Origin of the sequence: Paenibacillus xerothermodurans (assembly GCF_002220865.2) — a bacterium.
Classification (GTDB): Bacteria; Bacillota; Bacilli; order Paenibacillales; family NBRC-103111; genus Paenibacillus_S; species Paenibacillus_S xerothermodurans.
Genome location: NZ_NHRJ02000004.1, coordinates 40,773 through 54,227, shown reverse-complemented (window position 1 = coordinate 54,227; position 13,455 = coordinate 40,773). Strand labels below are relative to the sequence as shown.

Below are 13,455 nucleotides of genomic sequence, written 5' to 3'. Positions count from 1 at the left end.
GTTGGAGCGTGTCTGCGTGCTAGATGAACTTTTACTGCTGATTCAGGATTATGGATACATCGCTTTGTACTGTTTACTGGCACTGGGTATCGTAGGTATCCCCGTACCTGATGAGATATTAATGACAGCCGTAGGATCGCTAACCTCTGGCGGTGGGCCGCTCAGTTTTGGCAAGTCGTTGGCGGTGAGCTACGCAGGTACGATGACGGGGATGTTGATCAGCTATTGCTTGGGAAGAACCGTAGGCAAACCTTTTTTATATAAGTATGGCAAATGGGTGAAGTTGACGCCGGAGCGGCTGGAAAAGACAGAGGAATGGTTTCATCGATACGGATTGTGGACTGTTATGTTCGGATATTACGTGCCGGGGGTAAGGCATTTTACCTGCTACTGGGCAGGCGTCAGCAATGTGAGTTTGTGGAGATATTTGGTGTATTCGGGCAGTGGCGCCTTGATCTGGTGCTTAAGCTTCCTGTCTTTGGGACATTTCATCGGGGTGAACGCTCCGCGCATCATGGAATTGGTGCATCATTATATAGGAGTAACCGTTTTCACCATTGTCATTCTAACAGTCATAGTGATATATTTTTACATTCGTCACCGCCGCAAGCAGGCGGATCTGCCGTGACAACATTTTATGCAATGCTAAAGAAAGGCAAAAGCTGCACCACACTAAGTTTTCCTGTGGGAGCAGCTTTTTTGTTAGCAGAGTTACGTATGGGTGGAACAAGACGGCTATTTTATCGTGACATCAGATGGCGCTGCGATAGCACCTCGTCGGCTGAAGGACTGTCTCTGGATGATCGGTTACTCGGCGGCAAACAGCTTAATGGAGTTCACTTTGTCCGCCTTCGGATCGATGTCAAGCTTTAACAGCGCACCGGTCGATTTGTAGGTAAAAACGAAGCTCGTATTCGAGTCCGGTTGGCCTAACGCTTTGTACACAGCGCTGGTTGACTGACCCAGCTTCAGTCCATTCAATCCGGGATTAATTTCACTGCTCCGCACGTCGATAAACTCGAGTTGGTTTTGTTTGTTGAAGCCAGCCAGAAAGTCCGCATAATCATACACTGTGATAGGATCGCTTTCAGCGTCCATCACGAACTGCTCTTTCGGGTTCCCGTATTTGCTTGTCACGTCTTCGATAGAGGATTTCAACGACAAGCCGAGCAAGGTAGGTTTATCGCGGTCGTACGGGGTTTGGATGTCGATCTTGGGCTTGGCCGCGGCAGCTTTGCCGGCATCCGCTTGCTGAGCTGGTCCGGGGACGCTGGCCAGCGATACCTTGTCGTTGCTGTTGGTCGACGCGTTAGCGGCGGAATCCGAGCCGGGATTTGACGTCGGCGCCGCTGGCGGATTGGCAGGCTGCGCGTTGACGCTAACCGGGGACGCAACTGCTTGCTGCGGCGCAGTAGGAGTGTGCGCGGCTTGTTCTCGCGCATCACTGCAGCCTGCGAGCAGTATAATGCAGGCGAAAGATACGGACCAACCGGCAATGGATCTGTTTGTTTTAATCATGTCCATCTACCCTTTCTGAGTGGGCTCTTCCATTTGTAACCTGTATCACGAACCTAACTGAAGCACCATCGAGCTGTATCTTCTAATCATACTCTTTTAGAGCAAATTGGACAAAGAGCCACTGTCTCAAAAAAAGCCATCATTCGAGCAAAAACACCATGCAGGGCTGACATTAAATGGTTTGCTCCGCTTTAGACCATATTGCGTGCAATCTTATCATTTATAACGCATTTTGCACTGGGGAAGTTGCAGCTAATCTAAAAAAGTTTATGGTTTAAACACTTGATACCCGGAATCCCCTTATGATAAGTTAACGGAAAGAGTTTTCGGATGGAGGCTTATGTATGGAGCTATTAAAACAACGCATCAGAGAAGTCGGCACTGTGCTTTCTAATGAAGTGATTAAGCTGGACGCCATTTTGAACCACGCTGTAGATCCGGCGTTGACAACGGCTATGGGCAGAGAATTCACCCGGCTGTTCCGTGAAGACAACGTGACTAAGATCTTGACTATCGAGTCCTCAGGTATTCCGATCGCGTTCGCAGCTGCGCAGGATTTGAACGTACCTATGGTATTCGCCCGCCGCAAAAAATCGCTAAATTCGGACACATCCGAAACCTACAGCGAAAGGGTTCCTTCGTTCACGAAAGGCTATGTGACGGATATCATGGTTTCCCGGGAATTTTTAACAGCTGAGGATAGAATTTTAGTGATCGACGATTTTATCGCGAACGGGGATGCCGCAAGAGGGCTCATTCGTATCATCCGGCGATCAGGCGCCCATTTGGTCGGAGTGGGAATCGCTGTGGAAAAATCGTTTCAAGCCGGCGGTCGGACTATAAGGGAGTCAGGAGTACGAGTGGAGTCGCTTGCCAAGATCACATCCCTGGCACCGGGCAGAATCGAGTTCGAGTGATCTTGTATGAATTATTTTCAAATGCCGTTACGCCTTTTCACGCCGCTCTTTTTCATTTATAATGGAGGTATGCTTTAGAGAGGAGGCCGTGCTATGGGGAATGAAAATCAGGCTGAGTTTTTCGCCGCCAAGCTGAGCGAAGCCAAGATTCATTTTGAGCGTGCCCTTGATTGTAAACATACAGAGTTCGATGATCTGTATCCCTATATGATTGAACATCCTCAATTTTTTTGGTACAAACGGTACGTTGCCTGGTCTGAACTGTTGACGATTGTCAAACTGTGCGAAGAGCTCGGTATCGAGTGGCAGCCGCACTTTTCACAGCAGCAAATCGACTATGTCCAAAAGCGAGTGATGTCCAGTAAAGTTCTGGACTATTGGTTTGAAACCAACGATTCCAAAGAACACGTAAGCTAATCGTACGGCTCGTACGCATTAGCATTGAATAAAACCTATTCGCCGTCGCAGGCGGGAATAGGTTTTTTTGTCTAGGAGGGTAATACATTCATCCGTTCGATGTGTGCGCGTGTCTCGGCTGTCCCGAGTTCATGGAGCTTACGATAAATTTGCCGCAAATAGTAATCAGCCGCGTCATTTTCCTTATCGTTGTGATACTCCCTGTACGGGATATGGGCTCGCACAGCGGTGTCGTCCTGTGCTTCTTGCGATTCTTCAAATAAGGCCGCCAGCTGGTCAATCTGTTCATCGGTTGCGCGGATTTCGAACTCGAAATTCCCGCCCATATTGTGCGGTTCCAAAATTTCACCTGTGCCGACCGCTACATAATAGGTTTTCTTCTGTTGGTCCGTTTCATTGGTCAATTGCATAAGTAAGAGCGTCCTTTCATTAGAAACTGGGGAAAACCATGAGTTTATTGTATGCCGCTATTGGTGTATTCTATTCTTACAGCACGATTGAGAAAGGAGATTTGTACATGATAACGGAAGAACAGCTGGACCTGTATCGTGTGGCAGGAACGGTACTGCGCGTGGTCCGCGACGCAGACCCTAAAAATGATGTGAAGGGAATCGTCGTCGCCTGGGATGATGAAACGGTGATGATACGGAAGCAAAATCGGCGTATACTCAAGTTGGATCGCCGGCATCACTACCAGCCGTTCGCGGAGGAACGCGACAGCGGATGGATTGAGGGCGGTAGCGGGCAATAAAGGGAGCGGTGAAATCGTATTGAGCCGAGAACGGTGAGGTGTCTGGAGAGATGATCCGGTTGGATGCAAACGGCGGTGATACAACCACTCATCTGTTCGATGTGCCGAGCCGGCCGGATAAGCAGCTGCTAAAAGAGTGGGCAGCCGGAGCGCTGCAAGCCTACGGGGAAGGGTAAATGTTGTCCAGCATTACTTTCTGAATGCCCCTATTAAAAATAAAATGCCTAAAGTCGCCAGCATCCCGATGAACACAAGCAGTATTCCGCTCAGAAACAAAAACGCGCCGGGTATAATTAGGCTGACCAGCACAGTGAGGCCGATGACCCACAACATTGTGCGATAGGTCAGTTCGATGAATCCCCATAAAATCAAAGCGGACACCACGCCGATAGCGATTTGAAATAGCACCATACGTTTGATCCCTCCTTCCACATTATATGGACGCAGAACACAAACATGATGGAATTTACGCTGTAACCGTGGTATAACCAAGTTTCTGCCGGGCATAGTATAATATTCCTATGTGGTATTTGTCATCGCGAAGACAGGAGGGCGGGCTATGTCCAAACAGGGATCACCTTTGAGAGGAACGGGGGCGATTGTCGCTTGGATCGCTTATACCTGCTGGAAATAAAAAGATCCCCTAAAGCGGAGATCTTTTGCACGCAAGCGGCTATGTCGAGTGGGGAAACCTGCCAAAAAAAGTATTTGACATATACCAGCGTCAGATGTTAATATACTTCTTGTGCATTTGAGAGCGCCGAGAAGCGGGTCTCAGAGGCGCACTGCAATATGCGGTCATGGCGGAATTGGCAGACGCGCACGGTTCAGGTCCGTGTGGGCTAACCCCCCGTGGAGGTTCGAGTCCTCTTGACCGCACCATACCATACATACAACCATTTGCCGCAGCTCGGCAGATGGTTTTTTATTTGTTAACGGCTTATTGAAAATCGATATCGATCCGTTGTCCCTGTTCCGGTCTGGACTTGGGCATACGGACTTCCAATATGCCGTTTTTGTATGCGGCTACTGTGCCTTCGGCTTCCACGGGGGACGGCAGGGCGATACTCCGCTGAAATTTGCCGGCGTACCTCTCCCGGCGATGCATTTGATCCTCCTGCACTTCGTTGAAACGATTGATCACACCGTGGATTTTCAATGTTTGATTGTCGACGTGAATGTGAACATCTTCTTTGTTTTCTAAACCGGGAATTTCGCAAATTGCGATGACATGTGCCGCTGTTTCATAAACGTCGGTACGGGGTGTGCTGAATTCCGGGTTGAAACCGAACGCGGCCGGAATACTTTCGTTAAACACGCGGTCCAGCTCTTTTTTCCAATTTTCTACGTGACGCAATGGCTCGAAGGGTACGAGCGGCATGGCAACAACCTCCTTGGTGTGATGTACGGCATTAGTAGCTTAACCAAAAGAAGCCGAACGGTATGCATGCCGCGCCAAATGAAGATGATAGTGACGGCGCTCTAACGCGGGCGTGAACGACTCATTTCGCCGCTTGACTGGATTTTTGCGGATAGATATAATGAAACATATGCCATTGAGCGACATTGGGCCTGAGTTAGCAAGCACCCCCGCGCGGGGGTGTTTTATTGTATACAAACGCTGTATCGGCGGAGTTGTGATTTAATCGGAAAAGGGGATCAACCATTTATGAACTACAAAGAATTATTGGCGACCAGGCTTGCTTCTCAACTGTCAGGTTTGGACGAGCAATCAATCGCGGAACTCATTGAATATCCGCCTAACCCCGAGATGGGTGACTTATCCGTCCCTTGCTTCAAATTAAGCAAACAGCTGCGCAGAGCGCCGCAAGCCATTGCAGAAGAGCTGAAACAGCAGTGGGCGCCTCATCCGGCGGTAGAGCGCGTCGAGGCGGTATCGGGTTATCTCAATGTGTATTTGAATGCGGAGCATTTTGCCGCATCTGTCCTAGGAGAGGTTTTTAACCTCAAGGAGCGCTACGGCTCGCAGGACCTCGGTCAAGGTCGCAATATCGTACTCGACTTTTCATCGCCTAATATCGCGAAAACGTTTCATATCGGCCATCTGCGTTCGACCATGATCGGCAGTGCACTGTACAACATCCACCAGTTTCTAGGTTACAACTGCATAGGAGTTAACCATCTGGGTGACTGGGGAACCCAATTCGGCAAGCTTATTGTCGCTTATCAGCGCTGGGGTAACCAGGCCGCGGTAGAAGCGGAAGGTATTGACGAGCTGCAACGCTTATACGTGAAATTCCACGATGAGGCTGACCGCAATCCCGAATTGGAGACCGAAGCCCGACTGTGTTTCGTACGGCTGGAACAGGGCGATGAGGCAGCATTGAAGCTCTGGAGATGGTTCGTGGAAATCAGCATGAAGGAATTTGAAAAAATGTACGACCTGTTAGGTGTAAAATTTGACTCCTACGCGGGCGAGAGCTTTTACAATGATAAAATGGATGCCGTCATCGACGAACTCAAGCAGAAGAATTTGCTTGTGGAAGACGAGGGCGCGCAGCTTGTCCGGCTGGACGAATATAATATGCCGCCTGCGCTGATGATCAAAAAAGACGGCGGCACACTGTATCACACACGCGACGTGACGGCCGCGATATACCGGCATAACACGTATGATTTTGACAAGTGTATTTATGTCACGGACGCAGGGCAGAGCCTGCACTTCCAGCAGTGGTTCAAGGTAATCAAATTGATGGGATACGACTGGGCGGACAAGCTGGCACATGTGCCCTTCGGTAAAGTCAGCCTGGAAGGCGCCAAGCTGTCGACGCGCAAAGGGAATGTTATCCGGCTTGAAGAGCTGCTGACTCAGGCGATCGACAAGACGAGGGAGATCATCAGCGAGAAGAACCCTGACCTGGAAAACAAGGAGGAGGTCGCACGCCAAGTGGGTGTGGGTGCGATTATTTTCAGCGATCTGAGCAACAACCGCATTAAAGACATCGTGTTTTCTTGGGAGGAAGCGTTGAATTTTGAGGGCGAGACCGGGCCGTACGTGCAATATACGCATGTCCGTACCTGCAGCTTGCTGCGCAAAGCCAACGGCACCGCATCCATCGAGTTGCCGGACGTGGCCGGCGAGCTGAACTATGGACTGCTGGACGGCGCCGAGGCTCGGGGCGTGATCAAGCAGCTGCATCTGTTTAAGGAGCGCGTGGAGCAGGCCATGCACAAGCTTGAGCCGTCTATCGTGAGCCGGTATTTGGTTGACTTGGCGCAGAGCTTCAACAGCTTCTATCACGCGTCGCCTATCCTTGTAGAGGACACCGCTCTGCGTCAGGCGAGACTGGCGCTGGTGAAGAGCGTGCAGATCACTCTGCGCAACGGCTTGAGGCTCATCGGGTTGGAAGCTCCGGAAAAAATGTAATGCCACAGAGACACTATCGGCCAGCGCGGTAGTGTTTTTTTGTGCGGAACCATAATATGTGCCGCGTCGCGCTATGTGTAAGAATGCAGTGTAATTTGGATACACTAGAGGCTGGAGGTGCACATATGGCCAAGGGCGACGAGCTGGTGAAATATGTTGCGGAGCAGTTCATTGATTACATAGAAACGCCTCGTGAAGTGAGAAAAGAGGCCAAGGCAAGCCGAAAGGAAAGACGGGAGCGATGGCAGTATCGCTGGTTCGGTATGCTGCCGGTCGCGCTTCGCATGTGGACGGATGAAGTGCGCAAAAGAAAATGAAAAGCTTCTCTCCTCAAAGCACGTTAATGCGTGTCGGGGATGGGAAGCTTTTCTATAAGAAGGAGGAGAACAACCGTTAGTGGTAGAACTTGCCGAGAATGGCTGCGGCTTCATAAGGAACTGCACGTTGGCCGTTTTGCTCAAGCAGTAAGAAGCACTCCTGGTTGGACCACTTATGGTAGCCGGTGACGGCGAGAGGCGCTGTGATCGTTCCATTGAAGATTGCTGCAGCATAGGTGAGGCGCTTACGTGCGTCCAATTCTCCTTGCAGCTCGCCGAAGGAGGGATAATTCACGTCCTCCCCGCTTGCCCAGGGCAGCCGTTCATACGGATCAAACACCGATAACTGCCGGCTTGATATGATTGTATGCTTTGGTGCAAGCCGTGTAGACGCATCTAAAGCATGAAGCGGCATGCTCTGAGAAGAAAAAGAATCCAGAGGCAGTATTTCGCCTGTCTTAGCGTCAGCGTAATGCTCAGAGCCGTGGCTCGTAACTCGCCATACCGTATGAAGCGGCGCATAGTATAGACGTTCGGTTTGGTATGAAGTATGAATAAGTTCAAGCTGCACCAACGCTTGGTGCAGAGTTTGCAAGCTGAATAAAGGCTTGTCTCCGTGGCCGTATTCGGTTAATCGGTAGCTGTCAGGCTTATCGGGCTCTGCAGCATGTATTACCATGTAACCGACAGTTTTGCCGTTCGATGTTACTATAATGATCCAGCCATGTGTACCGGGGCCGAGGGGCTGACTGGTCCATGTTGCCTGCCGCCACGATGAGTAGCCGTGTTCGCCGGCGATGTTATGTATCCACTGGTTGACGGCGTCCGCCATCGCGGTCGAAGTGATCGTGCGCTCGGTATCCGCTGCGGACTCCTCGGCTGACGCTGGCTGGTGCACGCTGGCAGGCACATGAGCCGCGACCGTGTGTGGGGTTCGGTTCGCCGGCGCCAGCTGTGCCTCCGCAGCTGCCGTACACAGAGGCTGCGGCAGCATCAGGCTTGTCCAAATCACCAGCGTCATGGCCCATACGGTAGTTCTTTTCATTTATTCACCTGCTTACATAAAAATGGTAGGCCGGATTATGTCGGCAGAGACTCACCGACACTATTTACCGCAGTAATCGTTTGCCGAACAGCTATGCCCTTATTGTATAAAATATGCCTTAAAAACGTTGTTAGAACCTGTAGATGTGCCGGATGCGATTTGCTTCTATTTTTGCTGGCATTTATCATAATTCGTCAGTTGTTAGGCTTGCTCTCCAGCCGGAGATGAAACAGCCCGCAGTTAATGACGGAAATTTGGATTCGTGGCCTGTATTGCCATTCCAGTTCGTGCTTTCGGTTGGCATATTGGGCTTCAACTTCAGGTCTCGCGTCCGGCTCGGCATTTTGGATGAGTGTCTCGTAATATCCCCTGACGCGTGCAAGTTCGTCCTCCAATCGCAACGCAGCCTCTGCTGCCCACGTTTGGTCATACGTTTTAAACTTGTTCTCCAAGTATTCTTCCAAATAGATGACGGCACGGGGCAGCGCTATACGATCGGGCACAATGAAGACTTGTGCGGGCAGACGCGGTGTGAGGCTCTTGCGCTGCAGCAGCTCCTGAAAATGCTCCCGGATCTCGCCTGTGACCAGATGGATGCCGAGCGAATGAAGCTCGCTGCGTTTCATATCGCACGCCAGCTCCACTTTGAAGTTAACTTGAAACCAATTGTCGTAGGGCACGGTGGCCGCCGATTTTTGCTCGGGTTGAAATTGCTCATACAGGTGAACATATCGCCCCTTGTTGCGGACGATACCGAATATTTGCTCCAGCCTTTGGCTGCCGAAGGTCACCTCATCTTTCGGTATACGCGGGACGACCTGTGTCGGTACGAAGCCAAAGTACTGGCTGAGTATACCGTCAGGCTGCGCTGGCTGGCCAGCCGGTGAGCCGGCGGATACGGCGCCGGAGCCTGCCGGTTCGTGGCCGGCAGCGTGTGCACCCGCGGTGCCATGGGCGTGCGAGCCGGGAGCGGCGGAAGGGGCGCCGGAGCTTGCCGGCCCAACGCCGGGAGTGGGTGGGCCGCCAGCATGCGGCTGCGTGGCAGCGGCATGAGGCGCGCCTGGACCTCCGGCGCCTGGTGTGCCGACCGGGTTCATCTGCAAGGGCATGCCCAGTCTGTCGACACCGGGTCTGCCGGCAGCTTGGGTAGCCGCATTGTGCCCTTCGGGATCGAAGATGAACGTGAATGTCATGGTTTCCGCGGGAGCACCGGTAGCCTCCACAAAGTTCCAATAATAGGGGCGGAAAGTGAGCTCTCTATCCGCGGAGGGCGATAGCTTCACGGTGACATACGCCGGATGTTTGTCGATGACATCGCATTGTTCCGCCTCAAGGTACCGCATGACGAACTGTCGTATTTGTGCGCTATTCACGGAGACCCCTCCATGTCGCCGCCATTCTGTTCCACTGAGTCCAGCAGCTGGGTGAGGTGAGCCTTGTCCTCGGCACCCTTTCCCACCTCGCTGAGAATGGTGGAAAACGATCGGCCAAGGTCATCCATCTGCTGGCGGATTTCTTCCTCACTTCGTGAAGAAAGCAGCATCTTCGCCAAATGTTTTTCCAATGAATTTGTTTTCTCGAACCGTTCCAAGATAGTGTCCAGCTCGCCGATGACAAGCTCAAACATGTTTATTTTTTCATGTAACAGGGACAGGATGTACTCTTCGATCGTGCCTTGCGTGGACAGATTGTATATTTTCACGTCGTCGGTCTGCCCCAGCCTGTGCACACGCCCGATCCTCTGCTCCACACGCATAGGATTCCAAGGCAGGTCGAAGTTAATCATATGATGGCAAAATTGCAGGTTGATCCCCTCGCCGCCGGCTTCCGTAGCTACGAGCACTTGCGCGCGATTGCGGAACAGATCCATCATCCAATCCTTTTTGCCCCGGTTCATACCGCCCCGATAAGGTACTGCAGTAATTTTGTTATCCTTTAAATATTGCATCAAATATTCTTGTGACGCCCGGTACTCGGTAAAAATAATAACTTTGTCATTAATCTGCCGGATGAGCTCAATCACTTTTTCGGCCTTCGTGTTCGACTTAATTGCGCGAATCAATTCGACCAATTCCCAGATGCGGGCGCGTACCGGTGAATCTTCCGGGGTTTTTTTGAATAAGTTGACCAGCGTAATGAACACCGCGTCCCGGCTGCTGCACACCTCACGCTGCAGGGTGACCAGAGCCAGCGCGCTGCTGATGTCTCCGCCCGATTCTTCGAACCGCCCCTTGACGAATTGTGTGACGCCGTCGTACAATGCCTGCTCTTCGGGAGAAAGCTTAAGCGAGATGTTGCGCACGATACGTTTGGTGAACGTGACGCCGCCTTCGCCGCGCCTGTTGCGGATCATGACCTTAGAGAGCTCCTGCTGCAGCTGTTCTTCGTTTTTCGGTATACGCTTGTCTACGACGAAATTTGACTGGAAGTTCTCCTGGCCTCCGAGATGGCCGGGTTTTAGCAGCGTGATCAGATTGTACAATTCTTTCAAATCGTTCTGCACCGGTGTGGCGGTGAGCAGTAGGCAATATTTTTTTCGCAGCTCGGTAACGAACTGGTAATTGCTTGTTTTTTTGTTCTTCAGCTTGTGGGCCTCGTCGATGATCACCATGTCATAGTCAAGACCTAACACGATATCGCGGTGTGGATTGCGCTTGGCCGTATCCATCGAGGCGACAACGACGTCGTTAGACGCCCACATGTATGCCTTTCGCTGCGCCACGGCGTAAATACCGAATTTCTGGTTCAGCTCCCTCACCCACTGCAGTACAAGCGAAGCCGGCACCAGTATAAGCACTCTTTTGACGAGTCCCCGGATAATATATTCTTTTAAAATAAGGCCTGCCTCAATTGTTTTGCCAAGGCCTACTTCATCGGCGAGGATCGCTCTGCCGCGCATCTCGGTAAGCACCTTTTTCGCAGTTTCAATCTGATGGGGCATTGGCGTCAACTGAGGTATATGCACCAGGCAGAGCAGCTCGTCAAAGCTGGCGATCAATTTGGCCTGTTCCGCTTCATAGGCCAGCTGGTACAGCGTCCAGTCGTCCCAGGGACCATTGCGCTGTGCTCTTTCATGCAATTGTTCGAACCATTCGCGGTCAAAATGGAGCTGCACGTGCTCGTTCAAAGGGCGGACACGTTGATTGCGCTCGGTTGTTTGCATGGTTTGACGCTCCTTTGGCACCTCCGCGAGTGAGGTCAGGCTGGCACACGTGGATCAAGCGAATCATGACATAGGGACCATCTTATAAAACGTCAATTTTTAGTATGTACGAAAGGGTACTCTTTCATAACTGCATGGAATGCTTTATGATATTAAGAGTCATGAGATGACACAGAAAGAAGGACGTGAGCAGTATGAAGCCAATATGGCGGTTTATCTCGTCGGGAGCGCAGGACCCGGCTTATAATATGGCGGTGGATGAGGCGATTTTGACAGCGCATAGCGAGGGGAAGGTTCCGCCGACCGTGCGATTTTACGGCTGGAGTCCGGCGACACTGTCGATCGGATACTTTCAGCGGGCTGCGGAGGAAATAGACTTTGATCAGCTGCGAGAGGAAGGGCTGGGCTTCGTGCGGCGGCCGACCGGTGGACGGGCTGTGCTGCACGACAAGGAACTGACGTACAGCATCATCGTTTCGGAAAGCTATCCCGGGATCCCGCGCGGTGTGACGGAGGCGTATCGTGTGCTCAGCGAAGGGTTGCTGTTCGGCTTTCGCCGGTTGGGACTCGACGCACAGATGGTGCAGTTGGCCAGCGAAGAGGATAAAACAAAATACGCGTCGTTGGGCTCGGCAGCCTGCTTCGATTCGCCATCCTGGTACGAATTGGTGGTGGAAGGACGTAAAATCGCAGGCAGCGCACAGACGCGGCAAAAACAGGTAGTGCTGCAGCACGGTTCTATTTTGCTGGACATGGACGTGGAGCAGCTGTTTCGTGTGCTGAAGTTGTCTAATGAGAGATTGCGGGACCGGCTGAAGCAGCAGTTCGTGCGCAAAGCGGTTGCCATCAATGATTTGTGCCGTGATTTGGGCAAACGTGCTGTATCGTTGCCGGAGGTTGAAGCTGCTTTCCGCGCAGGCATGGCTGAGGGGTTGGATGTGATTTTGGAGGCAGGCCGGCTGACGGAGTATGAGCAGTGCTTGGCAGACCAGCTGGTGGCAGAGAAATACGCGAACCACACATGGAACCTTCGGCGTTAACGTCCGAAGGTTTCACTTATTCATGGAGGCCGGGTCGTGTCGGCAGGGATCGGGCGTGGCTTGCCGGCCAGAAGGGATACTCGTCGCGTTCCTTTTGCTGTAGCAGCTGAGAAGAAATACATCCAACAAATATGCCGCAGCGATTCCGAACGAATACCGCGCTAAATCTTGGGTTACAAAGCCCTTGCCCAACACGAGCGCTCCGAGCAAGGTGGCACGAAGCTCATTGATCCAGCCGGCCTGATACAGCTGGCTGAATTCGATCATGACGCTGAACAGAAAACTGGCCAGCGCTGCCGTATGCAGTGGTGTGCGAATCGATATGGCCCGGAAGCCGAAGTAAATCATGCTCGCCCAGATGGCATCACCTGCGTACACTGCAATAAATTTAGGCAGGAACGCGGAAAAATATCTTGAAGCGAGGCCTGACACGATCGAGGCCGATGCTGCGGCTAAATACAGTACTCTTCGTCCACTGTAAAAGAACAATCGCAAGTGCAAATACCTCCTCTGTTCATTTGAAATATTTGGGAACATATGTTTGTATCGCCGCAAATGTGGTATGATACTATTAAGGGTAAATTAAGCTGAATACATAATGCGGAGAGGTGTCTTCTTTTCCCGTGCCACATTCAAGGTTATCAAGCTGCCTGGGGGATGTAAAGCGGAATGGAAAGTATGATGCAAAGCGGTACGCCTGGGTAAATAATAAATGTCGCGCCGCTCGAACGTTAAATTTCCGTAAGCCCAAAAAACTGAGATACCGGGAGCAAATCAAAGTAATAATCGGGGTGGCTGGTCCTGATTGGGGAATTCCGGTATCTACCCAATAGATACACTATATGTTGTGTTGTATAATAGTATATACATACCAGATGTTGTAATCTAGTCGAGCTAAG

General features: G+C 51.5%; 16 protein-coding genes and 1 tRNA gene. 9 read left to right on the top strand and 8 right to left on the bottom strand.

Translation table 11 applies throughout. From position 1 onward, the window contains the following. The first annotated feature begins 16 nt into the window (after nucleotides 1-16). Nucleotides 17-628: a DedA family protein gene (locus CBW46_RS09550; RefSeq protein ID WP_089199784.1), complete on the top strand. Its 612-nt coding sequence runs from the start codon at nucleotides 17-19 to the stop codon at nucleotides 626-628. A gap of 179 nt (nucleotides 629-807) precedes the next feature. Here CBW46_RS09550 and CBW46_RS09545 read toward each other — a convergent pair whose 3' ends face one another. Further along, entirely contained in the window at nucleotides 808-1,518 is a 711-nt protein-coding gene (locus CBW46_RS09545) for a DUF4309 domain-containing protein (protein WP_243633251.1), read from the bottom strand. Between the two features lie 344 nt (nucleotides 1,519-1,862). Between CBW46_RS09545 and CBW46_RS09540 the strand changes: the two genes are divergently transcribed. Further along, complete coding sequence (locus tag CBW46_RS09540; protein ID WP_089199783.1) at nucleotides 1,863-2,435, top strand: xanthine phosphoribosyltransferase; 573 nt, start codon at nucleotides 1,863-1,865, stop codon at nucleotides 2,433-2,435. A 93-nt stretch (nucleotides 2,436-2,528) separates the two neighbouring features. Beyond that, nucleotides 2,529-2,852, top strand: coding sequence for a hypothetical protein (locus CBW46_RS09535; protein ID WP_089199782.1), 324 nt, complete (start codon nucleotides 2,529-2,531; stop codon nucleotides 2,850-2,852). Nucleotides 2,853-2,923: 71 nt separating this feature from the next. Here CBW46_RS09535 and CBW46_RS09530 read toward each other — a convergent pair whose 3' ends face one another. Continuing rightward, nucleotides 2,924-3,262: a hypothetical protein gene (locus CBW46_RS09530; protein WP_089199781.1), complete on the bottom strand. Its 339-nt coding sequence runs from the start codon at nucleotides 3,260-3,262 to the stop codon at nucleotides 2,924-2,926. A 107-nt stretch (nucleotides 3,263-3,369) separates the two neighbouring features. Between CBW46_RS09530 and CBW46_RS09525 the strand changes: the two genes are divergently transcribed. Both CBW46_RS09525 and CBW46_RS22055 read left to right on the top strand, forming a co-directional pair. Further along, complete coding sequence (locus CBW46_RS09525) at nucleotides 3,370-3,603, top strand: hypothetical protein (protein ID WP_089200016.1); 234 nt, start codon at nucleotides 3,370-3,372, stop codon at nucleotides 3,601-3,603. A 50-nt stretch (nucleotides 3,604-3,653) separates the two neighbouring features. After that, on the top strand, nucleotides 3,654-3,779 hold the full coding sequence (locus tag CBW46_RS22055) for a hypothetical protein (RefSeq protein WP_279386461.1): 126 nt from the start codon (nucleotides 3,654-3,656) through the stop codon (nucleotides 3,777-3,779). A 13-nt stretch (nucleotides 3,780-3,792) separates the two neighbouring features. On the opposite strand, the gene CBW46_RS09520 is transcribed toward CBW46_RS22055, so the two are convergent. Continuing rightward, nucleotides 3,793-4,014 carry a hypothetical protein gene (locus CBW46_RS09520; protein ID WP_089199780.1) on the bottom strand — a complete coding sequence of 74 codons (222 nt, stop codon included), beginning with the start codon at nucleotides 4,012-4,014 and terminating at the stop codon, nucleotides 3,793-3,795. A gap of 383 nt (nucleotides 4,015-4,397) precedes the next feature. Between CBW46_RS09520 and CBW46_RS09515 the strand changes: the two genes are divergently transcribed. Continuing rightward, nucleotides 4,398-4,485, top strand: a tRNA-Leu gene (locus CBW46_RS09515). A 58-nt stretch (nucleotides 4,486-4,543) separates the two neighbouring features. Here CBW46_RS09515 and CBW46_RS09510 read toward each other — a convergent pair. Beyond that, nucleotides 4,544-4,984, bottom strand: coding sequence for an Hsp20/alpha crystallin family protein (locus CBW46_RS09510; RefSeq protein ID WP_089199779.1), 441 nt, complete (start codon nucleotides 4,982-4,984; stop codon nucleotides 4,544-4,546). 288 nt (nucleotides 4,985-5,272) lie between these two features. On the opposite strand from CBW46_RS09510, the gene argS reads away from it, so the two are divergent. Continuing rightward, nucleotides 5,273-6,991, top strand: a complete 1,719-nt coding sequence (argS, locus tag CBW46_RS09505) for an arginine--tRNA ligase (protein ID WP_089199778.1) — start codon at nucleotides 5,273-5,275, stop codon at nucleotides 6,989-6,991. 125 nt (nucleotides 6,992-7,116) lie between these two features. Beyond that, complete coding sequence (locus CBW46_RS09500) at nucleotides 7,117-7,308, top strand: YqzE family protein (protein ID WP_089199777.1); 192 nt, start codon at nucleotides 7,117-7,119, stop codon at nucleotides 7,306-7,308. 76 nt (nucleotides 7,309-7,384) lie between these two features. On the opposite strand, the gene CBW46_RS09495 is transcribed toward CBW46_RS09500, so the two are convergent. From CBW46_RS09495 to CBW46_RS09485, 3 genes are all read right to left on the bottom strand, one after another. After that, complete coding sequence (locus CBW46_RS09495) at nucleotides 7,385-8,353, bottom strand: hypothetical protein (RefSeq protein ID WP_089199776.1); 969 nt, start codon at nucleotides 8,351-8,353, stop codon at nucleotides 7,385-7,387. A gap of 194 nt (nucleotides 8,354-8,547) precedes the next feature. Beyond that, the gene (locus tag CBW46_RS09490) at nucleotides 8,548-9,726 is read right to left on the bottom strand and encodes a YqhG family protein (protein WP_089199775.1); all 1,179 of its coding nucleotides are present in this window, start codon (nucleotides 9,724-9,726) and stop codon (nucleotides 8,548-8,550) included. Beyond that, a complete protein-coding gene (locus CBW46_RS09485) occupies nucleotides 9,723-11,516 on the bottom strand; it encodes a DEAD/DEAH box helicase (protein ID WP_089199774.1) in 1,794 nt (597 codons plus the stop codon). The genes CBW46_RS09490 and CBW46_RS09485 overlap by 4 nt, the downstream gene beginning before the upstream one ends. 194 nt (nucleotides 11,517-11,710) lie before the next feature. Here CBW46_RS09485 and CBW46_RS09480 point away from each other — a divergent pair, with 194 nt between their 5' ends. Continuing rightward, complete coding sequence (locus tag CBW46_RS09480; RefSeq protein ID WP_089199773.1) at nucleotides 11,711-12,556, top strand: lipoate--protein ligase family protein; 846 nt, start codon at nucleotides 11,711-11,713, stop codon at nucleotides 12,554-12,556. A 12-nt stretch (nucleotides 12,557-12,568) separates the two neighbouring features. Here CBW46_RS09480 and CBW46_RS09475 read toward each other — a convergent pair whose 3' ends face one another. Beyond that, nucleotides 12,569-13,051 (bottom strand): ribosomal maturation YjgA family protein, encoded by a 483-nt coding sequence (locus CBW46_RS09475; RefSeq protein ID WP_243633250.1) that lies wholly within the window; start codon nucleotides 13,049-13,051, stop codon nucleotides 12,569-12,571. Between the last annotated feature and the right edge of the window lie 404 nt (nucleotides 13,052-13,455).